General features: G+C 63.7%; 28 protein-coding genes and 1 pseudogene. 9 read left to right on the top strand and 20 right to left on the bottom strand.

The features are described 5' to 3' along the window. Positions 1-223: 223 nt before the first annotated feature. A complete protein-coding gene (locus SO180_RS06630; RefSeq protein WP_449378018.1) occupies positions 224-574 on the top strand; it encodes a GrlR family regulatory protein in 351 nt (116 codons plus the stop codon). A gap of 7 nt (positions 575-581) precedes the next feature. Here SO180_RS06630 and SO180_RS06625 read toward each other — a convergent pair whose 3' ends face one another. From SO180_RS06625 to SO180_RS06585, 9 genes are all read right to left on the bottom strand, one after another. After that, a complete protein-coding gene (locus SO180_RS06625; protein ID WP_449378017.1) occupies positions 582-3,269 on the bottom strand; it encodes a PAS domain S-box protein in 2,688 nt (895 codons plus the stop codon). Between the two features lie 90 nt (positions 3,270-3,359). Further along, positions 3,360-4,277 (bottom strand): DMT family transporter, encoded by a 918-nt coding sequence (locus SO180_RS06620; protein ID WP_449378016.1) that lies wholly within the window; start codon positions 4,275-4,277, stop codon positions 3,360-3,362. 75 nt (positions 4,278-4,352) lie between these two features. Beyond that, positions 4,353-5,150, bottom strand: a complete 798-nt coding sequence (locus SO180_RS06615; RefSeq protein ID WP_449378015.1) for an NUDIX hydrolase — start codon at positions 5,148-5,150, stop codon at positions 4,353-4,355. A gap of 4 nt (positions 5,151-5,154) precedes the next feature. Further along, positions 5,155-6,108, bottom strand: coding sequence for a dihydrodipicolinate synthase family protein (locus tag SO180_RS06610; RefSeq protein WP_449378014.1), 954 nt, complete (start codon positions 6,106-6,108; stop codon positions 5,155-5,157). Positions 6,109-6,236: 128 nt separating this feature from the next. Next, positions 6,237-7,115 (bottom strand): SDR family oxidoreductase, encoded by an 879-nt coding sequence (locus SO180_RS06605; RefSeq protein WP_449378013.1) that lies wholly within the window; start codon positions 7,113-7,115, stop codon positions 6,237-6,239. 127 nt (positions 7,116-7,242) lie between these two features. Next, positions 7,243-8,103 (bottom strand): MaoC family dehydratase, encoded by an 861-nt coding sequence (locus SO180_RS06600; protein WP_449378012.1) that lies wholly within the window; start codon positions 8,101-8,103, stop codon positions 7,243-7,245. A 148-nt stretch (positions 8,104-8,251) separates the two neighbouring features. Beyond that, on the bottom strand, positions 8,252-8,641 hold the full coding sequence (locus SO180_RS06595; protein WP_449378011.1) for a Zn-ribbon domain-containing OB-fold protein: 390 nt from the start codon (positions 8,639-8,641) through the stop codon (positions 8,252-8,254). Next, positions 8,641-9,798, bottom strand: coding sequence for a thiolase domain-containing protein (locus tag SO180_RS06590; RefSeq protein ID WP_449378010.1), 1,158 nt, complete (start codon positions 9,796-9,798; stop codon positions 8,641-8,643). The genes SO180_RS06595 and SO180_RS06590 overlap by 1 nt, the downstream gene beginning before the upstream one ends. A 514-nt stretch (positions 9,799-10,312) precedes the next feature. Then, positions 10,313-13,804: an indolepyruvate ferredoxin oxidoreductase family protein gene (locus SO180_RS06585; protein ID WP_449378009.1), complete on the bottom strand. Its 3,492-nt coding sequence runs from the start codon at positions 13,802-13,804 to the stop codon at positions 10,313-10,315. 266 nt (positions 13,805-14,070) lie between these two features. On the opposite strand from SO180_RS06585, the gene SO180_RS06580 reads away from it, so the two are divergent. Next, on the top strand, positions 14,071-15,288 hold the full coding sequence (locus SO180_RS06580) for a cytochrome c (RefSeq protein WP_449378008.1): 1,218 nt from the start codon (positions 14,071-14,073) through the stop codon (positions 15,286-15,288). A gap of 196 nt (positions 15,289-15,484) precedes the next feature. On the opposite strand, the gene SO180_RS06575 is transcribed toward SO180_RS06580, so the two are convergent. Next, complete coding sequence (locus SO180_RS06575) at positions 15,485-16,126, bottom strand: trimeric intracellular cation channel family protein (RefSeq protein WP_449378007.1); 642 nt, start codon at positions 16,124-16,126, stop codon at positions 15,485-15,487. A gap of 185 nt (positions 16,127-16,311) precedes the next feature. Between SO180_RS06575 and SO180_RS06570 the strand changes: the two genes are divergently transcribed. After that, positions 16,312-16,710, top strand: coding sequence for a hypothetical protein (locus SO180_RS06570; RefSeq protein WP_449378006.1), 399 nt, complete (start codon positions 16,312-16,314; stop codon positions 16,708-16,710). Between the two features lie 56 nt (positions 16,711-16,766). On the opposite strand, the gene SO180_RS06565 is transcribed toward SO180_RS06570, so the two are convergent. From SO180_RS06565 to SO180_RS06555, 3 genes are all read right to left on the bottom strand, one after another. After that, positions 16,767-17,576: an isocitrate lyase/PEP mutase family protein gene (locus SO180_RS06565; RefSeq protein WP_449378005.1), complete on the bottom strand. Its 810-nt coding sequence runs from the start codon at positions 17,574-17,576 to the stop codon at positions 16,767-16,769. 82 nt (positions 17,577-17,658) lie between these two features. Continuing rightward, the gene (locus tag SO180_RS06560; RefSeq protein WP_449378004.1) at positions 17,659-18,009 is read right to left on the bottom strand and encodes an antibiotic biosynthesis monooxygenase family protein; all 351 of its coding nucleotides are present in this window, start codon (positions 18,007-18,009) and stop codon (positions 17,659-17,661) included. 28 nt (positions 18,010-18,037) lie between these two features. After that, positions 18,038-18,346, bottom strand: a complete 309-nt coding sequence (locus SO180_RS06555; protein ID WP_449378003.1) for an NIPSNAP family protein — start codon at positions 18,344-18,346, stop codon at positions 18,038-18,040. Positions 18,347-18,605: 259 nt separating this feature from the next. On the opposite strand from SO180_RS06555, the gene SO180_RS06550 reads away from it, so the two are divergent. Continuing rightward, the gene (locus tag SO180_RS06550; RefSeq protein ID WP_449378002.1) at positions 18,606-19,304 is read left to right on the top strand and encodes an ArsR/SmtB family transcription factor; all 699 of its coding nucleotides are present in this window, start codon (positions 18,606-18,608) and stop codon (positions 19,302-19,304) included. Positions 19,305-19,619: 315 nt separating this feature from the next. Further along, positions 19,620-19,862, top strand: coding sequence for a GCG_CRPN prefix-to-repeats domain-containing protein (locus SO180_RS06545; protein ID WP_449378001.1), 243 nt, complete (start codon positions 19,620-19,622; stop codon positions 19,860-19,862). A 141-nt stretch (positions 19,863-20,003) separates the two neighbouring features. Here SO180_RS06545 and SO180_RS06540 read toward each other — a convergent pair whose 3' ends face one another. Next, the gene (locus SO180_RS06540; protein ID WP_449378000.1) at positions 20,004-20,357 is read right to left on the bottom strand and encodes a twin-arginine translocation signal domain-containing protein; all 354 of its coding nucleotides are present in this window, start codon (positions 20,355-20,357) and stop codon (positions 20,004-20,006) included. A 235-nt stretch (positions 20,358-20,592) separates the two neighbouring features. On the opposite strand from SO180_RS06540, the gene SO180_RS06535 reads away from it, so the two are divergent. Continuing rightward, on the top strand, positions 20,593-21,054 hold the full coding sequence (locus SO180_RS06535) for a VOC family protein (RefSeq protein ID WP_449377999.1): 462 nt from the start codon (positions 20,593-20,595) through the stop codon (positions 21,052-21,054). 183 nt (positions 21,055-21,237) lie between these two features. On the opposite strand, the gene SO180_RS06530 is transcribed toward SO180_RS06535, so the two are convergent. The 6 genes from SO180_RS06530 to SO180_RS06505 form a co-directional block, all read right to left on the bottom strand. Further along, positions 21,238-21,453 carry a dodecin family protein gene (locus tag SO180_RS06530; protein ID WP_449377998.1) on the bottom strand — a complete coding sequence of 72 codons (216 nt, stop codon included), beginning with the start codon at positions 21,451-21,453 and terminating at the stop codon, positions 21,238-21,240. Positions 21,454-21,627: 174 nt separating this feature from the next. Further along, positions 21,628-21,954 (bottom strand): GcrA family cell cycle regulator, encoded by a 327-nt coding sequence (locus tag SO180_RS06525; protein ID WP_449377997.1) that lies wholly within the window; start codon positions 21,952-21,954, stop codon positions 21,628-21,630. A gap of 33 nt (positions 21,955-21,987) precedes the next feature. After that, on the bottom strand, positions 21,988-22,170 hold the full coding sequence (locus SO180_RS06520) for a hypothetical protein (RefSeq protein WP_449377996.1): 183 nt from the start codon (positions 22,168-22,170) through the stop codon (positions 21,988-21,990). 257 nt (positions 22,171-22,427) lie between these two features. After that, complete coding sequence (locus SO180_RS06515; protein WP_449377995.1) at positions 22,428-22,874, bottom strand: DUF2214 family protein; 447 nt, start codon at positions 22,872-22,874, stop codon at positions 22,428-22,430. A 182-nt stretch (positions 22,875-23,056) separates the two neighbouring features. Then, entirely contained in the window at positions 23,057-23,404 is a 348-nt protein-coding gene (locus tag SO180_RS06510) for a hypothetical protein (protein ID WP_449377994.1), read from the bottom strand. A 148-nt stretch (positions 23,405-23,552) separates the two neighbouring features. Further along, positions 23,553-25,085: an acyl-CoA carboxylase subunit beta gene (locus SO180_RS06505; protein WP_449377993.1), complete on the bottom strand. Its 1,533-nt coding sequence runs from the start codon at positions 25,083-25,085 to the stop codon at positions 23,553-23,555. A 147-nt stretch (positions 25,086-25,232) separates the two neighbouring features. On the opposite strand from SO180_RS06505, the gene SO180_RS06500 reads away from it, so the two are divergent. The 3 genes and pseudogenes from SO180_RS06500 to SO180_RS06490 form a co-directional block, all read left to right on the top strand. Beyond that, the gene (locus tag SO180_RS06500) at positions 25,233-25,637 is read left to right on the top strand and encodes a DUF4260 domain-containing protein (protein ID WP_449377992.1); all 405 of its coding nucleotides are present in this window, start codon (positions 25,233-25,235) and stop codon (positions 25,635-25,637) included. After that, positions 25,638-25,850, top strand: a complete 213-nt coding sequence (locus SO180_RS06495) for a hypothetical protein (RefSeq protein ID WP_449378134.1) — start codon at positions 25,638-25,640, stop codon at positions 25,848-25,850. A gap of 97 nt (positions 25,851-25,947) precedes the next feature. Further along, positions 25,948-26,548 (top strand): annotated as a pseudogene (locus SO180_RS06490) (IS630 family transposase); the annotation flags it as partial.

The following is a 26,548-nucleotide window of genomic DNA, read 5'->3' as shown; positions in this document are numbered from 1 at the left end:
GCCGGTGCAACTAGGGTTTATGCATTTCGCGGGCCAACTTGATTCGCTTCACAGGGCCTCGCTGCTCCATGAGGCCGTCATACCCCTGTCACGCGCAAGCCGGGACAACTACGGCTTGGCGATAGGGCCGCAGGCGAACTGCCGCGTTGCACGAAGGATGGCGCTTTGGCATAAACATCGGACCGGCAGGCCGAGGGGCGAAGGCAGCCGGCCGCGGGACTTCATGAAGAACGGTCTTTATTCGATTCACGTGACGCTGCTCGATGGACGCGTCGGCAAGGGCAGCGGCGTAATCCTGTTTCGCGACGGCCAGATTCTCGGCGGCGATGCCTATCTCTATTACAGCGGCAGTTACACGGTGAAGGACAACACCTTCAAGGGCGAGGTGCTGGTGCAGCGGCACACCTCGCCGCGCGGCGACGACAATCCCCTGTTCGGCGGTCCGGCGCCGGTCGGCATCGGCGTCAGCGGCACCTTCACCGATACGCGCGCGGAGATGACGGGAACTGCGCTGGTTGGCAAGGCGAGCCTGATCTTTGGCGCCACGCTGCACAAGCTCGCAGACATCGATTAGGGATGCGCTATTCCGCGGCCAGCTCCAGCGGCGCAACGCGCGGCAGGATCATCTGGATGCGCGTGCCGCCGCCCTGCTCGGAGTCGAGATCGAGACGTCCGCCCAACCGGTTGGTGACGATGCTGTAGACGATGTGCAGGCCGAGGCCGGTGCCGCCCTGGTCGCGTCGTGTGGTGAAGAACGGATCGAAAGCGCGGCGCCGGACGTCCAGCGACATGCCGCAGCCATTGTCGGAGAAGATGATCTCGACATTGTCCTTGCCGGATTCGCGTACCCGGATGTCGATGAGACCCGGTCGCCCGTCGGGGAAGGCGTGCGCGACGGAATTGAGGAACAGGTTGGTCAGCACCTGGCCGTACGGGCCCGGATAGCTGTTCATGATCAGGTTGGGCTGGCACTCGACATTGAGCGTCAGGTTGTGCTTGCGCAGGCCCGGTCGCAGGCTCAGCACCACCTGCTCGGTGAGGTCGGCAAGGTCAAAGGTGCGCTGATCCGAATAGTTGCGGTCGGCGGCCACCTGCTTGAACGACTGGATCAGCTCGGCCGCGCGGTTGAGATTGGCGACGAGCTGCGAGGATGCATCGCGGCTGGTGTTGAGGTAGTCGTTGAGTGTCGAGCGGCGCAACCCGCCGCGCTCGACCTCGGACGAAAACACCGCCGTCTTTCGCTCCAGCGCGGACGCCACCGTCAGGCTGATGCCGACGGGATTGTTGACTTCATGCGCGACGCCCGCGACCAGCCGCCCGAGCGCCGCGAGCTTCTCTGCTTCGATCAGCGAAGCCTGGGTCTCGCGCAGATTGCGCAGTGCCGTCTCGGCGGCTTCCTTCGCCTTACGCATCTCCTGCTCGCCGCGTTTGCGCTCGCCGATGTCGAGCGCCACGGTGACGATCCGCTCGATCTCGCCATCGGCATCGAGCAGCGGCAGCTTGTTGACCAACCATTGCCGCATGTTGCCGGAGGAATCCTCGTACTCCTCCTCGTAGAAGCCAAGACCCTTGCGAAACTTCAACACCCGCTTGTCGTTCTCGTCGGTCTTGGCCGCGCCGTAGCGCGACATCAGGTCCGCGGTGGTGCGTCCAAGCGCGTCACCGGGCTCGATGCCGAAGATGCCGGCCATGTAACGGTTCATCAGCACGTAGCGAAGATCGCGGTCCTTGACGTTGATGACGGCCGGCACGGTGTCGATGACCTGCTGCAACAGCCGCCGGCCTTCGGCGATAGCGTCTTCCGCGCGCTTCTGGTCGGTGATGTCGCGCAGCGTCCCCTCGTAGCGGACGATCCTTCCCTCCTCGTCCCGGACGCCGCTCGCGCTGTCGGACAGCCACAGGATGTTGCCGCTGCGCTGGCGCACCTGGTACTCGAACTCGCGCACCATCCCGTCGCGTTCCATCAGGCGCTGATACTCCTCCCGCGCCTCGGCATGGACGTAGATCGTGTGAGCGATATCGCTGATGCTGTCGATGAGGTGCTGCGGGCTATCATAGCCCATCATCCGCGCCAACGCCGGATTGGCGTTGAGGAGATCGCCGGCCGGCGTGGTGACGTAAATGCCGTCGACCGATCCCTCGAATAGCTTGCGGTAGCTTTCTTCCGCGAGGCGCTGCTCGGTGAGCGCGCGGACCGCTGCCTCGCGAGCGGTGTCGGCTTCTTCCAGGGCGCGTCGGAACACCTCCGCGGCGCGCGCGATGTCGCCGATCTCGTTGTCGAGTTCGGCGGACGGGATGGATGTGTTCTTCTCGCCCGCCGCAAGAGCGCGGATCGATCGCGCGATCTGGGCCAGCGGACGCACCGTCCGGCGCACCACGAACCCGGCAGCAATGATGCCGATCAGCACGCCGATGGTGCCGAGCACGATGCTCTGCCACCTCGCCTCCGCCAGCGTCCGGGCGAAATCCCGCGACAGCACGTGCCCGCGCCGGGCGCTGACCTCGCGCAGCAACTCGGTGACGCGCCCGATCAGCCTGCCCTCGGTCCCCAGCACTTCGCTGTCAATATCGGCGATCTGGCGTTCGCGGACCGCGACGGCGGTGATGGCTTCGGAATAGTTATTGACCGCCGATCTCAGCCTGGCATCGGGAATGGTCAAGGTCCGCATGCCTTGCGCCGCCTGCTCGGCCGCCGACGGATTGCGGGCAAGCAAGCCGAGTGCGATCCGGCTCTGAGCCTCCGACAACCGGGACGCGAGCTCCCGATCGCCGGTTTCGGCAACGGCTGTGTCGAACGCCTCGCGCAGCGGCGGCAGGCCGGCGAGCAACTGCGCACGGCGATCGATCAAGGCCGAGATCCGGTCCAGCCCGCTCCGATAGGTCGCAAGGCGCTCGGTGACCCCATCGATCATGTCCTGCTGCTCGGGAGCGAGCTCGATACGGGTCTTCTTCAGGATGTCGCTCAGCGTCGAGGCGGCTTCCCCGAGCTGCTTGAACTGGATGCCGGCGCCGGGGTCGGTGACGAAATCGCGTGCAGCGAGCCGCAATTCGTTCATGCGGCGGTCGATATCCTCGGCGAGATCGCCGACGCTCTGCAGGCGCTGGAGCTCGGCGAAGGTCGAGTCGATATGGCGGATCGCGATCACACTCGCGGTCGAGGTGACGATGATCACGGCCAGCACCAGGATGAAGCTGCCGAACGTCAATTGACCGATCGAGAGCGAAAACGCTCGCTTCGGGTGCGAATTCGGCGTCAGTTCGGCAGGCATTTGGTCAGGACCGGACTCCATTCGGTCCCAATATACGACGTATTCCACCCCCGGGGGAACATGCCTCGACCGGCCGGCGGGACCGGTTTTTTACCATATCTTAGCCATCCGCACAGCGCTTCCCGGGATGGCCATGGCGGCGACGCCGATGACGACTGAGGTGAGCCCGATCCACGCCGTCTGGCTCAGGCTCTCGCCGAGGAACGCTACGCTGATGGCGACGCCGATCGGCACGCGCAGATAGGCCTGTGCGGTGGTGCCGACCGAACCGAGGGTCTGGATCAGACGGAAATAGATCACAAAGGCCGCAGCCGTCGAAAACACGGCGAGCGCCAGCAGTGCGAGGACGGAACCTGGCGAGGGCGACAGCGTCCAGGGCTGCTCGATGGCGAGCGAGGCCGGGATCAGGACGGCGGCGCCCGCGAGCAGCGAGCCTGCGGCCGGCGCCATCGGATCGAGCCCCCTGAAGCCGCGACTGAAGATGGCTGCGCAGGCGTAGCACAGCGTTGCCGCCACGATTGCGGTTTCGGCGACGAGGCCGCGGCCGATATCATGGAATGCATCGACGCCGACGATCAGGCAGATGCCGGCCATCCCGGCAACGACGCCGAACAGTTTTCGCGCCGTGGTGGCTTCGTGCCTTGTGACCAGGGCCGTAAACAGGAAGGTGAAGATCGGCGCTGCCGAGTTGAGGATGGTGGCGAGCGCCGCATCGACATAGCGCTCGCCCCAGGCGATCAGGGTCCAGGGAACCACGCTGTTGAGGCAGGCCTGGAAGGCAAAGCGGCGCCAGGTCGCAAGATCAGTCGGCATCGCGATGCCGCGCAGGCGCATGACCATCAGCAGCAGCGTGCCCGCGATCGCAGTGCGCGCCGCGATCAGCGTAATCGGCGCAATGGTGGCGACGCCGAGCTTGATGAAGGTGTAGGAGCCGCCCCAGAGCGTCGCAAGCAGGAGCAGCAATGCGAGCTCGACGGTGATTGTCGTGTTTTGGTGAGTGGCGTCCATGACGATTCCGTCCTGATATCGGACGGAACCTACCGCGCACCCAACTCCAAATACTTCGCTGCGTATCGAACTATGTCAGCCGAGCGCGCCGACCTCGAACACCTCTCCGTCGTAGCCGGCTTCGCGGGGGATGCGGAGCTGGCGACCCGTTTCAGTCTTCGTCATCACCGGCATCACCGTAACGATGGACATGCTGCGGGCATGGTCGAGAGCGGACGACACCGTCGGCTGCTTGGCAAGCCGGATCAGATTGCGTGTGGTTGGGAATGGCAGCTTGAAGCGGCCGCTTTCGCCGCCCGCCACGGCTTCGCGCGGGGAGACCCAGATCGAATCCGTCGACTCCCTTCCATCATGGGCGCCGAGCTGGTCGGGCGGCGCGGCGGCGAGGAAGAACCAGGTGTCGAAGCGCTTTGGCATGCCCTCCGGCGTGATCCAATGCGCATAGGGCACCAGGGCATCGAGCGCGAGCTGGAGGCCGTTGTCGGAGAGGATGCTGAGGAAGCTGATCTTGTGCTCGTTGAGTGCGACGCGATGAGCGTCCGCGATCGCGCCGGCACGCTTGGCACCGACCGGCGCGGAGGAGCCCTTCTCGCGCGCCAGCAAGATGCCGCTCTCTTCAAACGTCTCGCGGATCGCCGCGATCCGGAATCCGAGATCGGCATCCGAGAGCCCATCGCCGCCCGCATAAAGCGCAGGCCGCGCGATGATCTCCTTGTCGCCGGCATCGACGCTGCCGCCGGGAAACACCAGCGCGCCCGAGTTGAACTCGATCTGATGGTGACGCACCATCATGAAGACTTCGACTTCCTTAACAGCGCCGTCGCGCAGCAATAGGATCGTCGAAGCAGGGCGTGATGCGGCGGTTTCTGGCATGCAACTAACCTGCGGCGCTCGATTGCGGCTGGAGATTGGCGCGCTTGTCGATACGGGCCACGCGCGACAGCAGATAGTCGACCTCCGCTTTCGCCGCCGGCGTGATGGTCGCGCCAGGCTTGCGCTGCGCGCTTGAGGCGATGATACCGCGCTTCTGGAGCACGTATTTGCGCACCGCAAGGCCGGCGCCCGGCTGCTGCTCGTAGCGGATCAGCGGCAGATGGGCATCGAACAGGTCATGCGCGGCATCGCGCTTGCTTTCCCTCGAAAGGCGCACGACGTCGATCAGGAGTTCGGGGAAGGCATAACCGGTCATCGCGCCGTCGGCGCCACGTTCCATCTCGAAGTCCAGGAACAGGCCGCCATTGCCGCAGAGGATCGAGAGCGGCCGCAGCGAGCCGTCCTTCTGGAAATTGCGTAATGTTGAGATTTTTTCCAGGCCCGGCCAGTCCTCGTGCTTGAGCATGACGCAGTTCGGATTGTCCATGACGATCTTGCGGATCACCGCGGGGGTGAACACGACAGACAGGGTCAGCGGATAATCCTGAAGCACCCAAGGCACGTCGGGGCCGATCGCTTCGGCCGCCTGCTTGAAATAGCCAACGATCTGATCGTCGGTGCGCAAGGATGGCGGCGGCGCAATCATCACGCCGGCGGCGCCCGCCTCCATCGAGGCCTTTGCGAGCGAGCGCATGGTGGCAAAACCCGGCGCGGAGACGCCGACGATCACTTGCATCTTCTTGGCGCGCTTGACGAAGCGAACCGCCACCTGCTCGGCCTCGGCGGCATCGAGCTTCGGCGCCTCACCGAGGATGCCGAGCACGGTCACGCCATCACAGCCGGCCTGTTCGTAGAAATCGGTCAGGCGATCGATCGAGCGCTCGTCGATGCGACCGTCATCGTGGAATGGCGTCGGCGCGATCGCGAAAGTGCCCTTGGCTTCGGCGGTGAGTTTCATCAGTGCTCTGTCCTTTGTTCGTCATTCCGGGGCGATGCGCAGCATCGAACCCGGAATCTCGGGGTTCCACAATGCGCAATTGCGCATTGGGGTTCACGCTTCGCGTGCCCCGGAACGACAACGTCAGCCTAAAACCGCCGCGCCGACTTCTTGATCTCGTCCTCGGAGAAGAAGATCTCCCTGGCGTTATCGACGATGTCCTGGGCCTTCCAGCCCGTGTGCGGCGGTTTCCAGCCTTCCATCTCCATCATCCGCATTTCGCGCACGCCGCGAGGCCCGGACACGCCCAGCACCTTGCCGGTCTGATCGCCCGACAAATCGCTGACCATGTATAGCACGGCCGGCGCGATGCCGTCCGGCCCGAGCGCCGCACCGGGGTTCTCCTTATAGCGGGGCAGGTCTGCGGTCATGCGGGTCAGCGCGCCCGGCGCCAGCGTCCAGATCCGGATGTTGTATTTGCGGCCCTCGATCGCCAGCACGTTGGACAGGCCCCAGATGCCGCCCTTGGCCGCGCCGTAGTTGGTCTGGCCGAAATTGCCGATCAGGCCCGAGGTCGAGGAGGTGTTGACGATGACGCCGCCGCCATTTTCCCGCATCCAGCGAAACACCGGCAATGTGCAACAGAAGGTGCCCTTCAGATGCACCTTGATCACCTTGTCCCAGTCAGCCTCCTCCGCCTTGGCAAACGTCTGGTCGCGCAAGATGCCGGCGTTGTTGACGAGGATATCGGCACGACCAAAGTGCTTGATGGCGTCGTCGAACACCGACTGGCCGCCTTCCATCGTTGAGATATCAGCGCCGTTGGCGACCGCGCGGCCGCCTTCTGCCTTGATCGCGTCGACCACCTGCTGCGCCATCGACTTGTCGGCACCGGAGCCGTCTCGGGGACCACCGAGGTCGTTGACGACGACCGCCGCCCCTTCCCGCGCAAACAGCTTTGCGTAGGCTTCACCGAGCCCGCCGCCCGCGCCGGTGATCAGCGCAACCTTGCCGTCGAGTAGTCCCATGGTGGCTTCTCCCTATTTTTCTTTCTCGTGTCCCGAACGCGATGCAGCGTTAAACGCTGCGTCGCAGAGCCGGGACCTACTCCCTTGCGGCGGCAATGGGCGTCGCATCACCGCGTGCTGCGCCGCGTTAGCCAAGTACCGTCTTGCCGTTCTTGATCACGGTGACGCCGCGCGACTTCACCTTCGCCTCGAACGAGATCACGTTGCCGTCCTTCCACATGTCCATGGTCACGGTCTCGCCGGGATAGACGGGCGATGAGAACCGCGCGATGTGCTGGCGAAAGGCGCTTGGATCGTAGTCGGCATAGGTCTGGAGCACACCGCGGCAGGTGATGCCGTAGGTGCACATGCCGTGCAGGATCGGGCGCGGGAAGCCGGCCTTCTTCGCGAACTCGGGATCGGAGTGCAGCGGGTTGCGGTCGCCGCAGAGGCGATAGACCAGCGCCTGGTCGGGGCGCGTCGAGATGTCGACGGTTCTATCCGGCGCGCGCGATGGGATCTTGTGCGGATCGGGCTGGGTCAGGTTCGGCCCACCGAAGCCGCCGTCGCCGCGGGCGAAGCGCGAAGCGACGAGGGTTGCGAGCTTCTCGCCCTTCTCGTTCTTCAGCACAGTCTGGTGGCTGATCACCACGCCCTTGTCCTTGCCCTTGTCGTAGACTTCGAGCACCGAGGAGTCGGCGGTGATGTGGGCCGCGGCCGGCAAGGGCTGGTGGAACGTGATGTCGCGCTCGCCGTCGACCACCATGACGCGGTTGAGATTCATCTCGCCCGGCCCAGAGCCCCACGCCGCAACGGAAGCAAACGTCGGCACCACCTTGAGCGGCCGCGGCGTCAGCGCGCCCTCGTTGACGAAGGCGAGCTCGTTCTCGTCCATCGGATCAGCACCGAGCCCAATGCCATAGGCGTAGAGCATCACCTCGCGATCGCTGTAGGCGTATTTCTGGCCGAGGTTTTTGAGGGCTTTGAGTTCGTCGTATCTGACGGACATTTTTTCAGTTTCCTCCCGCTGCTTCCCATCCTCATGGTGAGGAGGCGCTCTTGCGCCGTCTCGAACCATGAGGATGCCCGGAAGCGTTTTCCACTGTGGCCATCCTTCGCGACGCTTGCTTCGCAAGCTCCTCAGGATGAGGACCGTGCTACACCGGCGTGAAGAACGGCAGCGGTGCGCCGTCGGTGGGCTTCCACGCCACCTTCACCTTCTGGCCGATCTTCAGCGTCGTCAGATCGCAATCGACGAAATTGGTCTGGAGTGAGGGGCCCTCCTTCAGCGTGACGTAGCCGATCGCATAGGGGCCGGTCGGCGATTTCCGCATCAGGCTGTAGGTGTAGATGGTGCCCTCGCCCGAAGACTCCTCCCACACCGTCTTGTCTGAGAAGCAGAACGGACAGATCGCGCGCGGGAAGTAGTGCGCTTCGCCGCAGGCGGTGCAGCGCTTGATCATGAACTTGCCTTGGCGAGCCGCGTCCCAGAACGGCGCACTCTCGGCGTTGGTCACCGGAGCCGGATATTTTCTCGTCTCGCTCATCACACGCGCTCCAGAATGGCCGTCGAGGCGGCATGGCGGACGCCCAACAATCCGCCGGTGCCGTGGGCGACGGCGAGATCGCAATTCGGAACCTGCACCTTCGGATGCGCCTCGCCGCGCAGCTGCCTGACGGCCTCGATGATCTTGGTCATGCCGCCGCGGTTGACGGGATGGTTGCTGCAGAGGCCACCGCCGTCGGTGTTGAAGGGCAGTTTGCCGACGCCCGAGATCAGATTGCCGTCAGAGACGAATTTGCCGCCCTCGCCCTTCTTGCAGAAGCCGAGATCCTCGAGCTGCATCAGCACCGTGATAGTGAAGCTGTCGTAGATCGAGGCGTATTTGATGTCCTTCGGCGTGATGCCCGCTTCTTCGAAGGCGCGCGGGCCGGACCACACGCCGGCGGAGTAAGTAAGGTCGAGATCCTTGCCGCCGCGCGGGCCCTTCATCGCTTCGCCATGACCGATCAGGCGCACAAGCGGCTTCTTCAGACTCTTGGCAATCTCTGGCGTCGTCACGATCAGCGCGCCGCCGCCGTCGGAGACGACGCAGCAATCCATGCGGTGCAGCGGATCGGAGATCATCGGCGAGTTCAAGACGTCCCCGACGGTGACGACGTCCTTGAGCATCGCATGCGGATTGTATTGCGCGTGATGGGAGGCTGCGACCTTGATCCAGGCGAGCTGCTCGCTGGTGGTGCCATAGTCGTGCATGTGACGCATGGCACACATGCCATAGGCATTGTGGGTGGTCGCGCCATAAGCGGACTCGAAATCGAGTTCGGCACCGGCCGCGCGCGGCGGCATTGGGCCGGTGCGCGGCTTGCCGGCGAGCGTGATCAGCGCGACCGAGCATTTTCCCGCGGCGATCGCTTCGGCCGCGTGGCCGAGGTGGATGATGTAGGAACAGCCACCGGTTTCAGTGGAGTCGACGTGGCGGAGCTTTTTCGTGTTCAGGCCGAGATAATCGACCATCGGCCAGGCGCCGCCCGGGGCATCGCCGGCGCAGAAATAGCCGTCGACGTCGTCCTTGCTGAGCCCGGCATCCTCGATCGCTCCCTTGGCGACCTCGGCGTGGAGCTGCGCGGTGGATTTGTCCGGCGCATGCCGGGTCGGGTGCTCATAGATCCCGGCAATGTAGGCCTTGCCCTTGATGGTCAAGTCGAGTCTCCGCTGGCGTTTCTTCTTGCTCCGTTTTTCTGACGCGCTGCGGCGGGCTTGGCAAGCGCGGAAATATTCCGTCAGGCGAGAGCGCAGCGGGTGGGCGCAAGTGCACCGATAGTCTCGTGTCCTGGACGCGCTGCAACGCGCAAGCGTTGCTGTGCAGAGCCGGGACCCACGCCGCTGCGAAGATCATTGCAACATGAGCCCCGGCTCTGCGGCGCACCGCTGAAGTAGCGCTGCGCTGCGTCCGGGGCACGAGAGCTTCGATCGGACGAAATCGTAAAGGTGATTTGCCCGACGGCTCGTCGCGATTTCATTTTTATCGAAATCAACCCCATGCAAAGTAGCAATGGGTATCTGGCCGGCCGCGCAATACAATAGATTGTGGTGCTGTAGGTAGGCAAAGCGCAGCGTGCCCACCTCTTCTGCCGAGGTCGCGGCGAGATGGTGGGCACGGCGCTTTGCGCCTTTGCCCACCCTACGGCAGATGCATTCGGGGCACGAACACACCCTACTCCGCCGCGATCTGGCGCGGTGCGGGTGGCGGGTTCGCCAAGTCCGCAGCGAGCTGGGCGTAGCGGGCTTTCGCGGCTTCCACCGCCTTTTCCTTCACGGGGCCGTAGCCGCGGATGCGATCGGGCAGCGACAACAATTCCACTGCGGTGTCGTGGGTGACCGACGACAACAGGCCAAGCACGGTGGCGACGTCCTTCTCGTAGCCATTGATCAGGTCGCGCTCGAGCTTGCGGTCGGCCGAGTAGCCAAAAATGTCCAGCGGGGTGCCGCGCAGGAAGCGGAGTTTCGCCAGCCAGCGGAAAGCGCCCAGCATCCACGGGCCGAAGGCGCGCTTCTTCGGGCGGCCCTGCGCATCGACGCCATTGCTGAGGATCGGCGGCGCGAGGTTGAAGCTGAACTTGAAGTCGCCTTCGAACTGGTCGCGGAGCTGCTGTTCGAACTGGCCGTCGGTGAAGAGCCGCGCGACCTCGTACTCGTCCTTGTAGGCGAGCAGCTTTGCATAGTTGACGGCGACTGCGCGCGGGAGCGCCTCGCCATAGCCGCCCTTTACAGCGGCATTGCGAACCTGGTCGACCAGCTTGCGATAGCGCTTTGCGAGGCGGCCGTTCTGGTAGGCGGTGAGATGCTTGGCGCGATGTTCGATGATCTCATCCAGCGTCATCGCCTCAAGGCTCTTTGGCGCGACGACCTCGTCCTGGCCCTTCAGCATGTCGGCGAGCCGCTTGGGATCGGCGACCGCGAGACGGCCGAGGCGGAAGGCTTCCTTGTTCATCTTGATCGCGACGCCGTTGACCTCGATCGCCTGCTCGATCGCCTCGGCGCCGACGGGCAAGAGGCCCTTCTGATAGGCGTAGCCCATCATCATCATGTTGGTGGCGATGGCGTCGCCCAGGAGCTGCTCCGCGGGCTTGGTGAAGTCGAAGAAGGTGGAGTCCTTGTGCAGCGCTGTCTCCAGCACCGCATTCAGCTTTCGGGTCTGGAAATTGAAGTCACGGTTCAGGATGAAATCGGCGGTGGGAATGACGTGGCTGTTGATGATGCCACGGGTGCGGCTGCTATCGCAGAGCGATATCGTATCCTTGGCGACCGCGACGACCTCGTCCGCGGCGAGCACGAGATCCGCCGTGCCCGTGACGATACGCGAGCATGTCACTTCCGCCGGATGATCCGACAGGCGGACATGGCTCAGCACCGCACCGCCCTTTTGTGCGAGGCCGGACATGTCGAGGATCATCGAGGCCTTGCCCTCGATATGGGCGGCCATGCCGAGCAGCGCGCCGATTGTGAGCACGCCAGTGCCGCCGACGCCGCCGACGGCGACGTTGTAGGGCTTGTCCAGCGCCGGACGCGAGGTGGGCTCCGGCAGCTCACCGATATCGGCCAGCTCCGCCGGTGCGCGATGGCGCGGCGCGCCGCCGTCGATGGTGACGAAGGACGGACAGAAGCCCTTGAGGCAGGAATAGTCCTTGTTGCACGAGGACTGGTTGATGGTGCGCTTGCGGCCGAACTCGGTCTCCAGCGGCTCGACCGAGATGCAGTTCGACTGCACCGAGCAGTCGCCGCAGCCCTCGCAGACCGCCGGGTTGATCATCACGCGGCGCGGCGGATCCTCCATCAGGCCGCGCTTGCGGCGGCGGCGCTTCTCGGCGGCGCAGGTCTGCACGAAGACGATCGCCGACGTGCCCTTGTACTCCCGGCATATCTTCATGACGTTCTCGAGCTCGTCGCGATGATACTTCTTCACGCCGGGCGCGATGGAGTTGGCCGGATACGCGTCGGGATTTTCCGAGACCAGGTAGATCTCGCTGATACCCTCGGCGTGAAGCTGGGCCATGATCTTCTGCGGCGAGAGATCGCCGTCATGGCGCTGACCGCCGGTCATCGCCACCGCATCGTTGTAGAGAATCTTGTATGTGATGTTGGCCTTGGAGGCGATCGCCTGGCGGATCGCAAGAATGCCGGAGTGGAAATAAGTGCCGTCGCCGAGGTTCGCAAAAATGTGGTTTTCGTTGGTGAAGGGCGCGATGCCGACCCACGGCACGCCCTCGCCGCCCATATGGGTGAACGTTTCGGTCGAGCGGTCCATCCACAGCGCCATGAAGTGACAGCCGATGCCGGCCATGGCGCGGCTGCCTTCGGGGACTTTCGTCGATGTGTTGTGGGGGCAGCCGGAGCAGAAGTAAGGGGTCCGGGAGACCGGCGCGGTGGCCTGCATCTGGGTCGCCTGGCGGCCGTTGAACCAGTCGGCCTTGGCGCGGAGCATCTCGGCGATCTCAGGGTTGAGATTAAGTCGAAGGAGCCGCTCGGTGATCGAGCTTGCAAGCGATGCGACGCTCAGCTCGGCGGCGAAGGTGAGGAATCGCTTGTCGTGGTCGTCCATCTTGCCGACGATGCGCGGGCGGACGTCGTCGCGCCAGTTGAACAGCTCCTGCTTGACCTGGTTCTCGACGATCTCGCGGCGTTCCTCGACGATGAAGATCTCCTCGAGGCCGACCGCGAACTGCCGTACGCCCTCCGGCTCCAGCGGCCAGGGCATGCCGATCTTGTAGAGGCGAAGGCCGATCTTGGCGGCGACCTCCTCGGTGACGCCGAGTTCGCGCAGCGCTTGCCGCACGTCCTCATAGCTCTTGCCCGACGCCATGATGCCGTAACGGGCGTTCGGGGAGTCCATCGTGACGCGGTTGACCTTGTTGGCGCGGGCAAAGGCGATCGCCGCATAGCCCTTGTAGTCCTGGAGGCGGCGGTCCTGCTCGAAGCGGTCGTCGGGCCAGCGCAGATTGAGGCCGCCGGGCGGCAGCTCGAAATCGGTGGGGATGATGAAGGGCTTCATCTCGTCGGTGAGATCGATCTCGGCGGTGGTCTCCACCGTCTCCGTGATCACCTTCATGCCGACCCAGCAGCCCGAATAGCGCGACATCGCGATGCCGAGCAGGCCCATCTCGATCATCTCATGAATGCTGGACGGATAGAGATAGGGCATCAGCGCCGAGATGAAGGCATGGTCGGACTGATGCGGGACGGTCGAGGACTTTGCCCCATGGTCATCGCCGGCAAGGCACAGCACGCCGCCGTTCTTGGCCGAGCCCGCAGCATTGCCATGGCGGAAGACGTCGCCGCAGCGGTCGACGCCGGGACCCTTGCCGTACCAGATGCCGACGACGCCGTCGTACTTGGCGCCGGGCGAGAGATTGAGCTGCTGCGAGCCCCAGATAGCGGTGGCGGCGAGGTCCTCGTTCACGCCGGGCTGGAACTTGATGTTGTACTGTTCGAGGTGCTTGCGGGCGGCGAAGAGCTGCTGGTCGTAGCCGCCGAGCGGCGAGCCACGATAGCCGGAGATGAAGCCTGCAGTGTTCAGACCCGCGGCGCGGTCGCGCCGGATCTGGGCCATGGGCAGACGGACGAGTGCCTGAATTCCCGTGGTGAAGACGTGTCCCGTGGATTGGGTGTATTTCTGATCGAGACTGATCGGACCCTGGTTGATGCCCATTTTTGTCCTCTTCGCCCTCTTAAGTCGTTGGCGTGCCCGTTGTTTTTAGCTAGGGCGCCTCGGGTGTCCGCGCCACTCTATGTCGGAATTTTAAGCCTCCGCATCACAAATCTGGACCAAAGCGGGCTACCCTCGAAAATCGCAATTTCGTGGCGGCAAGTCCGCCCGCCCTTTTCAATTTGTGTCAGCATACCCGGGGCGTCGCGAAACGACGTAACGCGTCTATAATGCGTCCCATGGCGATTGGTCGCAGGGGGAGGCCGGGAATGCGGACGATTCTGGCGTCGCTGGTAGCAGGGCTCACGTTGTGCAGTGCGGTCGTAGCGACCGCCAGCGAGCCGTCACCGGAGGCGATCGCCCACGGCAAGGCGCTGGTGGAAGCCGGCGACTGTGCGAGCTGCCACACCGCCGACCCCGCAAAACCGTTCGCGGGCGGTAAGCGCATCGACACGCCCTTTGGCGGGATTTATGCGCCGAACCTGACACCGGATCGCGACACCGGGATCGGAGGCTGGACGGACGCCAACTTCACCCGCGCGCTGCGCTTCGGCATCGCTCCGGACGGCTCGCATTACTATCCGGCGTTCCCCTACCCCTACTTCACCAAGATGACCAAGGACGACACGCTGGCAATCCGCGCGTATCTTTCGACGCAGGCGCCCGTCAGCAATCGCGTCAAGTCGCCGGAGCTGCGCTGGCCGTTTGGCTATCGATCGCTGATGCGCGCCTGGAACTGGCTATTCTTCAAGCCCGGCCTGTTCGAACCCGACCAGTTCAAGAGCGCGGCATGGAATCGCGGCGGCTATCTCGTCACAGGGCTCGGCCATTGCGGCGCCTGCCACACGCCCAAGAACTATTTTGGCGCCGACAAGCGCAAGCTGGCGTTTTCGGGCAACGAGGTGGATGGCTGGTTTGCACCGCGGCTCGATAGCGCCGTGCGAAGCGGGCTGAAGTCGTGGAGCGTCGACGAGATCGCCGAATATCTCCAGAGCGGACGCAATGCCAAGAGCCACGCCGACGGGCTGATGGCCGAGGTCATCGTCAACTCGACCTCGAAGATGAGCGATGCCGACGTGCACGCCATGGCTGTCTACCTGAAGGGGCTGCCCCCGGGACCGAACGAGCCAGCGGTGACGCCGCCATCGGACGCCGAGATGAAGACGGGCCAGGCGGTCTATGCGAAGCTCTGCATTGCCTGCCATGAAGCCGACGGCTCCGGTGCGCCGCGCATCTACCCGCCGCTGCCCGGCAATGCGCTGCTGCAATCGGACAATCCGTCCTCCACGCTCCGCGTCATTCTCGACGGCGCCCACACCGTGACGACGCCGCGGGCCCCCAACACCGGCGAGATGCCGGGCTACGCCAAACAATTGTCGGACGAACAGATCGCAGCGGTGACGAACTACATCCGCAACTCCTGGGGCAATGCCGCGCCGCTGGTCACGGCGGCGCAGGTCGGGAAGGCGCGGAGCCAGGGGCCGTAGTTAGTCCCCTCTCCCCGCTTGCGGTAGGCTCTGTGCGGGCTGAAGTTTCCGCCTCGTCATGGCCGGGCTTGTCCCGGCCATCCATGCCCGTTCGCGCGGCAAGAACGTGGATACCCGGGACAAGCCTGGGCATGACGGAGTTTGTGGATGCGCAAATGCGATTAAGCAGCCGCGCGCAGGGAGAGGCGAAGAAGCACTACTTCTCGTCCCCCGTGAACACGAACTTCGGCATCTCCCATTTGTAGCGGACCGCGAGCAGGCGGAAGCTGATGCCGAGCACGAAGGTGAGAATGGTCCAGAGCTCGTCGTTGATCTTCAGCCCGAACGCGGTGGCGTAGAACAGGCCCGTCACCACCGAGACGCTGGCGTAAAGCTCGGAACGAAACAAGAGCGGCACGTCGTTGCAGAGGACATCGCGCAAGACGCCGCCGGCACAGCCCGTCACCATGCCGGAGACGATCACGATGGGCAGCGAGGCATCCATCTGCCAGGCGACGTCGCAGCCCGTCATGGTGAAGACCACAAGGCCGATCGCGTCGAGCACGATGAAGGCCAGCTTGAGCCGATGCACGAAGTGCGCGAACAGAATCGTAATGAAGGCCGCGCCGCCGCTGAGCGCGAGATAGACGGGGTTTTGCACCCAGCCGAGCGGATAGTGGCCGAGGAAGAGATCGCGCAGCGTACCGCCGCCAAGCGCCGTGATGCAGCCGAGGAAGCAGACGCCGAGCCAGTCCATGCTGCGCCGACCCGCGGCAAGCGCAGCCGTCATCCCCTGCGCCGCGACCGCGACGAGGGAAAGGATATGCAGCACGCTGTCGCTGGGTGGCAGGCTCCACATCGGATGTCATCCCGTTTCGAGAGCGGAACTTACGTCGAAGGTTCCAGGATGAACAAGTTTCATCCGGAATGAACAGGTTCCCGATTCCAGCGCGCGCGGCAACATGCGACGAAAGCATGAGATCCCCCGGAACCGAAATTCGCATCCCCGGGTTGTCTGGTCAGTCCATTCGAGGAGATCAAGCGATGGCCGATGACCGTTTTCCGAATGACCCCTATCGTCCCATCGGTGAGGATGAGTATCTTCGCGCCGCGCGACGAGACGCCGACCTCCAGGCGGACCCCGAGCTTGGCGAAGGCCCCGCCTCCAGCGGCAAGATCGCGCTGTTTGCGGTCGCAATCGCGGTGGTGCTCGGCGCAGTGTTCTACGGCTTGAACAATACCAGCGTGAACCAGGCCTCGACCGAACCGCCGGCGAAGACCGCACAGACGACACCTGCAAATCCGGCCGCGCCTCCGGGCATGCGCGACGTGACGCCGAAGAGCAACACTGCGCCCGGCGTGACCACGGGTGCGGCACCGAGCCAACCGGCTCCGCCAGCCCCGGCTCCGACCGCACCGTCTGACGCCGGCAAGGCGCAGTAACGCTGCAGAAATACAAAAACGGCGGGACGCTAACGTCCCGCCGTTTTTGTCATGTATCAGCCGAACATCTTGTTCAGCTCGCCGCCGGGATAGCCGCTCCCGAGCTCGGCAAACGTGCCCTTCTCCGCCATCTCTTTCGCCGCGCGCATGAAGCCGCCCCAGGCGACGCGAGCGAGCGAGCCGCCGACGCTGATCCGGCGCACGCCGAGATCGGCGGCCTCTTGCAGGGACAGGCCGGAGGCGCCGATCAGGAGATTGAACGGCCTAGGATGGACCGCCTTCACCACGGCCGAAATATCCTCGCGCGTCTTCAGTCCGGGCGCATAGAGGCAATCAGCACCGGCATCGGCGTAGGCCGTGAGCCGGTCGATGACGAGCTTGAGGTCGCTCACGCCCCACAGATAAGCCTCGCAGCGACCGACCAGCAGCGCGCCGCTGTCACCGACCGCCTTGCGCGCCGCCTTGATGCGCTCGACTGCGAGCGCGCGATCATAGAGCGGCTTGTCCTTGTCGCCGGTGGAATCCTCGATCGACAGCCCGGCAACACCGGTCCGCACGCCGCGTTCAACATTTTCCGCGACCTTGTCCGGCTCGACCGCGAAGCCGCCCTCGAAATCCGCATTCACGGGGATGTCGATGGCCGAGCACAATGCTGCCAGATGCTGACAGACATCGTCGACGGTGACGCGGTTGTCGGCGCGCCCGATCGTCCAGGCAAAGCCGGCGCTCGATGAGGCGATCGCCTTGAAGCCGAGATGTTGCAGGGCCTTGGCGCTGCCGACGTCGAACGGGTTGGGCAGGATGAAGCAGCCGCTCTCGTGCATCCTCCTGAATGTCGCGCGCTTGTCCGCGGTCGTAACGTGCATGTTTCTCTCCCTTGTTGGCCGCGCAGACATAGGCACCCATCCGGGGCAGCGCTAGTGTGCGCCCGGCAGCCCCAGTGCAGCGCTAGTGCGCATCGTGCACGGCGCGGCTGTCCTTCGGCGCCTCGTCGCGATTCTGCATGCCGTAGTCGCGGACGACGCTGGCAATCCGCAGGCGATAATCGGCAAAGAAGCTTCCGCGGCCCTTGGCTTGCGCGCGACGATGCTCCATCGTCTTGCGCCAGGCCTCCACGGCCGCCTCATCGCGCCAGAACGAAACCGACAGCACCTTGCCCTTCTCGGTCAGGCTCTCGAAGCGCTCGACCGAAATGAAGCCATCGATGGTCTGGAGGATCGGCTTCAGATCGGCCGCGAGATCGAAATAATGCTGCCGGTGCTCCGGCTTCGGCCAGACCTCGAAGATCACGGCGATCATGGGGCGCCTCCTTCGTCTTGGTTTGCGCCTACAATACCACCTTGCGCAGGAACGTCCGCTCCTCCGCGAGAATAAACCTGTTCTCCTCGGCGAAGTGGAAGTTCGCCAACCCCTCGGCGTCCTGGCGCAGCCGCGCGCGATAGGCCTCGTAGGCGCCTAAGCTTTCGAAGGAGATCAGCGCAAAGGCGATGTTGTTGGTTCCCTCGTGCGGCATGAAATAGCCAATGAGATCGCCACCGCATTTCGGGATGATGGTGAGCCAGCGTTTCGAATAATCCTCGAACTGCGCGCGCTTGAAGGGATCGAGCTGGTAGCGGATGAAGACGGTGATGGACACGGTGGGTTCTCCTTTTTTCCGTCATTGCGAGCATCGCGACGCAATCAACCGTGCCGGCCCTCATCCTGAGGAGCGCGGAACGCGCGTCTCGAAGGATGAAGGCCCGGCCGGTGGCCTCGCCCTTCGAGACGCGCGCAAGGGCGCGCTCCTCAGGGTGAGGATCGGCTTTCCGATTTGTCCGTCACTCTTCGCTCGCAATAACGAGCTGGCCACAGCCTACGCCCTTGCCGCACACCAATGCTTCGGTTATCATCGAAGCATGAAAGCAGGACCTGACATTGCCATGGTCGCTTCGCTCGTCGGCGACCCCGCCCGCGCCAACATGCTCACCGCGCTGATGAACGGCCGCGCGCTCACCGCAAGCGAGCTCGCGCAGGAGGCCGGGATCACGCCGCAGACCGCGAGCTCACATCTTTCAAAGCTCGAGGCCGGCGGCCTGATCGAGCCGGAGAAGCAGGGCCGGCACCGCTACTACCGCCTCACCGACCCCGACGTCGCTGGCGTGCTCGAGGGACTTGCGGGACTTGCCGCCCGCGCCGGCCACATGCGCGTGCGCACCGGGCCGAAGGATCCGGCGCTGCGGCGGGCGCGCATCTGCTACGACCATCTCGCCGGCGACCTCGGCGTGCAGATGCTCGACTCCTTACGCGAGCGGCGCCTGGTGAAGCAGAAGAAGCAGGACATCGAGCTCACGGTCGAGGGCGAGCGCTTCCTCGCAAAGCATTTGCAGATCTCGCCCGACATGCTCACCCATCCGCGCCGGCCGGTCTGCAAGGCGTGCCTCGACTGGAGCGAGCGGCGGCATCATCTCGCCGGCACGCTCGGCGCGGCCATGATGAAGCGCTTCACCGAATTGAAATGGGCGGCTCGCGATGCCACGCCCGGCAGCCGCGTGGTGAATTTCACCCGCACCGGCGAGAAGCAGTTTGCCGCGCTGTTCGGCAACGGGCACGAGTAATCACGCAAATCGCGTGAACTCACACAATGGCGTGTGACCGTCCCCGCGCGACCAGCGCGGTACGCGCTTGCGCGGAGATTATGCTCAAACAATAAGCCAATGCGCGATGACGATTCACCCCACTCATCACGCTTTGGCCCTACCCTGTCGCTTCAAGCAGCATGAACGGCGTCGTTCATGCCGCATTCAGGTCATGATTGCCAATTTGGATCGCGCCGCTTCGGCATGTCGCCAAAATTTAACATGCCGAATCGTACCTTTTGATTCATTGTGCGCCGCAAGCGCGTGACCCAAGGACCGAAAAAGGGAGCTCAAATGAAGTATCTTCTTGCCGCCATTATGCTCGCCGGCGTTGTCGTCGGTTTCAGCGAAGCAGCCAGCGCCGCTGGCGGTTGCGGGCCCGGCTGGTATCGCGGCCCCTATGGCGGCTGCCGCCCGATGGGCCGTACGGTCATGGTAGCACCCGCACCTGTCGTCGTCGCTCCGGTCGTCGTCGCCCGTCCGCGCGTCTGTCCGTGGGGCTTCCGCTGGTGGGCCGGCCGCTGCCGCCCGGTCTGATCTGATTTTGGCGTAACAGCATGGCCGCGCGTTCCACCGCGCGGCCATCTTCTTTTTGAACGCCTGAAGTTTTCGTGGGCACGAAAAAGGGGATCGCCACGCGATCCCCTTTCTGATTCGACTGGCAGCTTGCAGCACGCCCTACCAGTGACGCCAGTGGCGACGGTGCCAGCGATGGCGCCATCCCCAGTGACGGCGACGCCATCCCCAGTGACGATGATGCCAACCCCAGTGTCGCCGGCGCCAGCCCCAATGGCGGTGATGATGCCAGCCCCAATGATGACCGCCGCCGTGCCAGCGCACCTCCTCGGGCTTGAGCTGACCGGCCTCCTCGCTGCTGGTGACAGCGGGATGGATCTCGGGATTGCCGCGCGGCAGGTTGGCCGGGCCTTCGATGGGCTGAGGCGCCAGGGGCGCAGCTTGCGCCGCCGCCGTCAATGCAGCGGCACCGGCGGCAACACCGAATGCGAGTTTCAAAAAGTGGCGGCGCTCCATGATGTCTTCCTCTTCAATCAGCGTTGAATGATGCAAAGGAAGTTTCGCGCCGACGAAATGAACTCAGGCTGAACCTTGCATTCAGGTAGGTTGCGCGAAACTGACACGCGCGCAGCCGGGAACGCACAACGGCGGTCATACTTTGTCCAAAGAAGGGATCGAACATTCCGAACAAAACAGGGGCACGTGGGGTCGTCCTGCATGGATCAAGTCCATCAGACCAAAGGAGACAGCCATGGCAACACAGGTAAAGCCGGTTCCCGAAGGATACCACACTGTCACGCCCTATCTCGTCGTCGAGGGCGCGGAGAAGGTCATCGGCTTCATGAAAGACGCCTTCGGTGCGCAGCCTTTGTTCGAGCCGATGATGCGGCCCGACGGCAAGGTGATGCATGCCGAGTTCAAAATAGGAAGTTCCATCGTGATGATTGCCGACTCCTCGGAGCGAGCACAGGCAACGTCCACGATGCTGTATCTCTACGTGCCCAACGTCGATACGGTCTATCAGAAGGCGGTCAAGGCTGGCGGCACCCCCTTGATGGAGCCAACGGACCAGTTCTATGGCGATCGCAGCGGCGGCGTGAAGGATCCGGCCGGCAACCAATGGCACATCGGCACCCACATCGAGGACGTATCGCCGGCTGAGCTGAAGAAGCGCGCAGAGGAAGTCATGAAGCGGCAGAACAAGGCGGCGTAGGCAGCGACTGGCTTCGTAGGGCGGAATGGCGAAGCGTCATCCGCCAAGTGTGCCTTGCGAACAAAAAGGGCGGGTTAGCTTCGCTAACCCGCCCTACGCACTCCAATGGCCTTGAATGGGAGTGCCGCGGCTGAGCGCTTTGGCATGCGCAAGATCCCCTCGCCAGGCGAGGTTTGCTTGAGTTCAGTTGCCCTCGAACTTGAACGACACGTTGAGTTTGGCGCGATAGGCTTCCACTTTCCCCTTCGCGTCCAGCTGCATATCGAGTTTGATGACCTCGGCGACGCGAAGGTCCCTCAGGGATTTTGCGGCTTGCTCGACCGCGTTGCTGGCGGCCTTTTCCCAGGAGTCAGTGCTGGTACCGATCAGTTCTATGACCTTGTAGATGCTCTCAGGCATGTCGTTCTCCCGTTCGGTATGAAGCAGGAAGCAGGTGCTCCCTGCCGCCCTCGAACCTAGCACGGATCGGCGCTCAGAGGACGCGCATGTCGCAGGGCTGACGGGCCCAGGCCGCTTGGCGGTGCTGTGGTGCCCGCTATCGAGGGAGAGCCGCAACGGCGGCGCCGTGAACCGCTAGCCCGTATTCCTGACCGCTTCAGCCAGCATGGCGTAAAGCTGGCGCTTGCTGAATTCCTTGGGCTGCTTGTCTGTTGTCTTGCGCGAGACCTTCTTTGCTGCCGGCTGGGCGCAGGCAGCCGACAACACCGCCTCTTGCCTCCGGACCGACCTTATCTGGGGTTTTGCCGTTGGCGGCTTGTGGCCGCGCTTCAGACCCAAGCGAGTTAGCATGCCGCAGACTGCGTTACGGCTACACCCGAGACGGCGCGCGATCTGCGCGGCACTCTGGCCTTGGCCCCAGAGTCTTTTGAGCAGCGCTACGTCTTTCGCATCCCAACTCATGGGAGATATTGTACGCCACTGCCATCCACTATTCTAGTCTTCGTCCGGTTCGCGTACGACCGCCGGTTCGTCGTCCTCGTCCTCTTCTTCCTCATCGTCCTCCTCGTCCTCTTCATCGTCATCAGGATCCCGGGGCGGCATCGTGCTGCCCTTGATCACCAGGCGACTTCCATCCATCAAGCTGGCGAGAAACTCTTCGGGGGCGTTTGGCTTCATATTGTTGCTCCTCTGGTCTGGAGCTAGAGAGCGCCGGTGGTTAACGGGCCGGACGTCTCGCTATTGTGGGGCCGACGGATTGTCGATGCAGGCCCGTCGCTTCGGCTGCATTGAGCCACGACAACTTATAGCCCATCTTTCGCAGCAGGTCTTCCGCCACGCAATGTCTGCACCGGCCTCGACACCCGGCAAGGAAGGCTGCTGGTATGGGTTCCTCCACGGGCTCGTTTGCTGCGGAGGATCGCCGATGCGGTCGGCTAAACCCACCCTCCCCGCGCCATGATGGCCGCACAGAGCAGGATGACGACGATCGCCGCGAGCTCGCCATGGATGATCGACGTCACCAGCCGCCTGCGTTTCGCGTCGATCACCGGCGCCTTACCCGCCTTGATCGCCGCGGTCCAGGACAGGAATTCCCGTGTCGGAATGATCGACAGCAGGCCGATGATGATGAACAGCGAGAACTTGGTCATGAAGGCGTGACTGTGCAGGTAGTAGTCGGAGCCCTTCTCAAAGAAGAACACCCGCAACGACCCGACCACGAACAGCGCGCCGGCCGCGATGCCGAGCACGAGATCGGTGCGCTGGAGCCTGCGTGCCGACTCCATCGTCAACTCCTGCCGGATCAGCGTGAACTCGATCGCGACTGCCGCAACCAGCGTGAAGGCGCAGAGATGGTGCAGGAAGGCGAACAGCGTGGACATGGCTGGATTTCCCCGGACGGACGTCGATCTCGTCTGCCGCAATGATATAGGCAGTTCCCGCCAATGAAAAATGACGCGAGAGCGGTCGTCGAGGCTGCAAACCCGCCGCTTCTATCGCCACGGAAAGCCGGCGGGTTACGCTGACGCTAACCCATCCTACGCACCGCGCACGTGGCCGCAACTCACATCAACTTCATCGGCGCATCGTGCACCACGCGTAGATTGATCCGGCTGATCAACTCCGCCCGTAGCGCCTCGGCAGCGCTGATCGCGGCGTCGGTCTGGCGCAGCGTGCTGACGTTCGATCCCAGCGACACGATGCCGCCGAGCACCAAGGCAATCGATCCGAGCGCTGCGACCTGACCGGATCCGATCAGGCCGAGGATCGTGACGAGCAGCAATCCGCCGCCACCCGCGATCGCGATCTTCGAGGCCAGAATGAACTTCCGGCATCGTTCGGCGATCTCGGCCAACGCCTCGATCCGCGCTTCGATGTCTGAAATCTCGTCGGTCGGGTCGTCTTCGGTCATCAGGTTCAGGATCGAATCTGTAGGGTGGGTGAGCGTAGCGTAACCCACCGACACTCTGACACGCGGTCGGTTCAGCCGGTGGGTTGTGCTTCCACCTTCGCTCTTCGAGCTACGGCGGACAAGTCGCTAACCCACCCTAGGCTCCCCCTCACAACGGCAAATTGTCGTGCTTCTTCGCGGGAATCTCGACCTTCTTATCCCTCAGCATCGCCAGCGCCCGCGCGATCCGCCGCCGGGTCGAGTGTGGCATGATGACGTCGTCGATATAGCCACGCTCCGCCGCAATGAACGGTGACAGGAAGCGGTCTTCGTATTCCTTGGTGCGAGCGGCGATCTTGTCGGGGTCGCCGATGTCTGCGCGGAAGATGATCTCGACCGCGCCCTTGGCGCCCATCACCGCGATCTGGGCGGTCGGCCAGGCGTAGTTCATGTCGGCGCCGATCTCCTTGGAGGCCATGACGTCGAAGGCGCCGCCATAGGCCTTGCGGGTGATGATGGTCACCAGTGGAACGGTGCACTGCGAATACGCGAACAGCAGCTTGGCGCCGTGCTTGATCAGGCCGCCATATTCCTGCGCGGTGCCCGGCAGGAAGCCCGGCACGTCGACGAAAGTGACGATAGGGATGTTGAAGGCATCGCAGAAGCGGACGAAGCGCGCGGCTTTGCGCGATGCGTCGCTGTCGAGCACGCCGGCCAGCACCATCGGCTGGTTGGCGACGAAGCCGACGGTGCGGCCTGCGATACGGCCAAAGCCGGTGATGATGTTCCTGGCGAAGGCTTCCGAGATCTCGAAGAAGTCACCCTCATCCACGACCTTCAGCACCAGCTCCTTCATGTCGTAGGGCTTGTTCGGATTGTCGGGGATCAGCGTGTCCAGGGACATGTCGATCCGCTCGATGGAATCGAAGCTCGGCCATTCCGGCACGCCGTCGCTGTTGTTCGACGGCAGGAAGTCGATCAGGCGGCGCATCTGGAGGATCGCCTCGACGTCGTTCTCGAACGCGCCGTCGGAAATCGAGGAGCGTGTGGTGTGCACGGAGGCGCCGCCCAGCTCCTCGGCCGTGACCACCTCGTTGGTAACGGTCTTCACCACGTCGGGGCCGGTGACGAACATGTAGCTGGTGTTCTTCACCATGAAGATGAAGTCAGTCATGGCCGGCGAATAGACATCGCCGCCGGCGCAGGGCCCCATGATGACGGAGATCTGCGGGATCACGCCGGAGGCGATGACATTGCGGCGGAAGACGTAGGAGTAGCCCGCGAGCGCCGCGACGCCCTCCTGGATGCGCGCGCCACCCGCATCATAAAGGCCGATGATTGGCGCCCTCGCCTTCATCGCCATGTCCTGAAGTTTTGTAATTTTCAGCGCATGGGTCTCCGAAAGAGAACCGCCGAACACCGTAAAATCCTTTGCGAACACAAAAGTCTTGCGGCCGTTGACGGTGCCCCAGCCGGTGACGACGCCGTCGCCCGGCACCTTGCTCTTCTCCATGCCGAACTCGATGGAGCGGTGCTCGACGAACATGTCGAACTCCTCGAACGATCCCTTGTCGAGCAGCAGCTCGATGCGCTCGCGCGCGGTCAGCTTGCCGCGGGCGTGCTGCGCCTCGATGCGCTTCTCCCCGCCACCGAGCTTGGCGCCGGCGCGGCGTTCTTCAAGGGCGTCCAGGATATGCTTCATTTGCTCCCGCCAGTTCTTAAAGGTGCGATTGGCTGCGGGTTCTAACACGGCATTTTGCGGGCCGGAAAGCCGCTTTGCGCATGCCCGCCGCGCCCGGACGGGCTAAAAAGCCCAAGGAATTACAAGGGCCTATCCCAGGAGATTCAGATGGACGATGCAGTCACGGCAACTGGCGAGGTGACCGGCGGCGTCAAGGTCCTGCTCCGGCTGGAGGGGCTGACGCTGTTTGCCGGCATGATGCTGCTCTATGCGGTCTGGGGCGGGTCGTGGCTGGTCTTCGCCCTGCTCATCTTGGCGCCGGATCTCAGCTTCCTGGCATACCTCGCCGACAGCCGGTCCGGCGCGATCGTCTACAATGCCGCACACAGCTACATGATCCCGGTAGCACTGCTAACGGTGGGCTTTGCGCTGGAATGGCCGCTCCTGCTCTCCATCGCCATGATCTGGCTCGCCCATATCGGCATCGACCGGGCGCTGGGTTACGGCCTGAAATATCAGGCCGGCTTCGGCTTCACCCATCTGGGGCGGATCGGACGCATGGGGAAAGCGTGAATGGCAGGCCCGGGCCGCGCCTTTGCCCGCGATTTGGGCCTTTGGGGCGGATTGACCGTGGTCGCCGTGCCGATCGTGATGCTTCGGCTTGCCCGCTCGCAGTTCGATATCCTGTCGGACGGCTTTGCCAAAAACGGCGACGTGATCTCGCGCGCCATCAGCGAGATCGGCGGCTGCGCGATCGACCAGGCGCTGGCGGGAAAGCAGCCGTAGATTCCTAAAGCGGGATGGGGTTAGGTTGAATCGATTTGGGATTCCCAAATCAGCTTGTTTCTGATTCACCATGCTGGCTGGACGGAGGCCAGCATGGATGGGCAAGCCGTACTCTCTGGATCTTCGCAAGCGCGTCGTGGCGGCAATCGAGGGCGGGATGTCCCGCAATCAGGCGGCCAAGCAGTTTGGTGTGGCGATCAGCACGGCCATCGGCTGGATGAAGCGGGTCGATGAGACCGGCAGCGTTGAGCCTGGTCAGATAGGCGGCTACAAGCCGAAGGCAATTTCGGGCGAGCACGCGCTCTGGCTGTCGCAGCGGATCAAGGACGGCGATTTCACCATACGGGGGCTGGTTGCCGAGCTTGCCGGACGCGGCCTGAAGGTCGACTACCACTCGGTGTGGGACTTCGTGCATGCCGAGAAGCTCAGCTTCAAAAAAAAGCGTGGCGGCTGGCGAACGCGATCGACCCGAGGTGGCGCGGCGGCGCCTCCAATGGACAAAGTATCAAGGTCGCGTCGAAGCTGAGCGGCTGGTCTTCATCGACGAGACCTGGACCAGAACCGATATGGCGCCTTTGCGGGGATGGGCGCCGCGCGGGCACAGACTTCCCGCCAAGGTTCCGCACGGCCGCTGGAAGACCATGACCTTCCTGGCGGCCCTGCGCCATGACCGGATCGATGCGCCATGGTTCATCGAG

The sequence above is a fragment of the Bradyrhizobium sp. UFLA05-112 genome (assembly GCF_053572325.1).
This window is presented reverse-complemented; position numbering and strand designations above follow the sequence as displayed.

Excerpts from the sequence above, each read along its gene's own strand:
- SO180_RS06550 (WP_449378002.1), top strand. The coding sequence starts at position 18,606 with ATGAAAGCAGGACCTGACATTGCCATGGTCGCTTCGCTCGTCGGCGAC.
- SO180_RS06495 (WP_449378134.1), top strand. The coding sequence starts at position 25,638 with ATGGCAGGCCCGGGCCGCGCCTTTGCCCGCGATTTGGGCCTTTGGGGC.
- SO180_RS06575 (WP_449378007.1), bottom strand. The coding sequence starts at position 16,126 with ATGTGGAGCCTGCCACCCAGCGACAGCGTGCTGCATATCCTTTCCCTC.
- SO180_RS06620 (WP_449378016.1), bottom strand. The coding sequence starts at position 4,277 with ATGGACGCCACTCACCAAAACACGACAATCACCGTCGAGCTCGCATTG.
- SO180_RS06565 (WP_449378005.1), bottom strand. The coding sequence starts at position 17,576 with ATGCACGTTACGACCGCGGACAAGCGCGCGACATTCAGGAGGATGCAC.
- SO180_RS06585 (WP_449378009.1), bottom strand. The coding sequence starts at position 13,804 with ATGGGCATCAACCAGGGTCCGATCAGTCTCGATCAGAAATACACCCAA.
- SO180_RS06630 (WP_449378018.1), top strand. The coding sequence starts at position 224 with ATGAAGAACGGTCTTTATTCGATTCACGTGACGCTGCTCGATGGACGC.
- SO180_RS06540 (WP_449378000.1), bottom strand. The coding sequence starts at position 20,357 with ATGGAGCGCCGCCACTTTTTGAAACTCGCATTCGGTGTTGCCGCCGGT.
- SO180_RS06600 (WP_449378012.1), bottom strand. The coding sequence starts at position 8,103 with ATGTCCGTCAGATACGACGAACTCAAAGCCCTCAAAAACCTCGGCCAG.
- SO180_RS06545 (WP_449378001.1), top strand. The coding sequence starts at position 19,620 with ATGAAGTATCTTCTTGCCGCCATTATGCTCGCCGGCGTTGTCGTCGGT.
- SO180_RS06625 (WP_449378017.1), bottom strand. The coding sequence starts at position 3,269 with ATGCCTGCCGAACTGACGCCGAATTCGCACCCGAAGCGAGCGTTTTCG.
- SO180_RS06615 (WP_449378015.1), bottom strand. The coding sequence starts at position 5,150 with ATGCCAGAAACCGCCGCATCACGCCCTGCTTCGACGATCCTATTGCTG.
- SO180_RS06560 (WP_449378004.1), bottom strand. The coding sequence starts at position 18,009 with ATGATCGCCGTGATCTTCGAGGTCTGGCCGAAGCCGGAGCACCGGCAG.
- SO180_RS06530 (WP_449377998.1), bottom strand. The coding sequence starts at position 21,453 with ATGCCTGAGAGCATCTACAAGGTCATAGAACTGATCGGTACCAGCACT.
- SO180_RS06570 (WP_449378006.1), top strand. The coding sequence starts at position 16,312 with ATGGCCGATGACCGTTTTCCGAATGACCCCTATCGTCCCATCGGTGAG.
- SO180_RS06605 (WP_449378013.1), bottom strand. The coding sequence starts at position 7,115 with ATGGGACTACTCGACGGCAAGGTTGCGCTGATCACCGGCGCGGGCGGC.
- SO180_RS06610 (WP_449378014.1), bottom strand. The coding sequence starts at position 6,108 with ATGAAACTCACCGCCGAAGCCAAGGGCACTTTCGCGATCGCGCCGACG.
- SO180_RS06535 (WP_449377999.1), top strand. The coding sequence starts at position 20,593 with ATGGCAACACAGGTAAAGCCGGTTCCCGAAGGATACCACACTGTCACG.
- SO180_RS06505 (WP_449377993.1), bottom strand. The coding sequence starts at position 25,085 with ATGAAGCATATCCTGGACGCCCTTGAAGAACGCCGCGCCGGCGCCAAG.
- SO180_RS06520 (WP_449377996.1), bottom strand. The coding sequence starts at position 22,170 with ATGAAGCCAAACGCCCCCGAAGAGTTTCTCGCCAGCTTGATGGATGGA.
- SO180_RS06500 (WP_449377992.1), top strand. The coding sequence starts at position 25,233 with ATGGACGATGCAGTCACGGCAACTGGCGAGGTGACCGGCGGCGTCAAG.
- SO180_RS06595 (WP_449378011.1), bottom strand. The coding sequence starts at position 8,641 with ATGAGCGAGACGAGAAAATATCCGGCTCCGGTGACCAACGCCGAGAGT.
- SO180_RS06580 (WP_449378008.1), top strand. The coding sequence starts at position 14,071 with ATGCGGACGATTCTGGCGTCGCTGGTAGCAGGGCTCACGTTGTGCAGT.
- SO180_RS06515 (WP_449377995.1), bottom strand. The coding sequence starts at position 22,874 with ATGTCCACGCTGTTCGCCTTCCTGCACCATCTCTGCGCCTTCACGCTG.
- SO180_RS06510 (WP_449377994.1), bottom strand. The coding sequence starts at position 23,404 with ATGACCGAAGACGACCCGACCGACGAGATTTCAGACATCGAAGCGCGG.
- SO180_RS06525 (WP_449377997.1), bottom strand. The coding sequence starts at position 21,954 with ATGAGTTGGGATGCGAAAGACGTAGCGCTGCTCAAAAGACTCTGGGGC.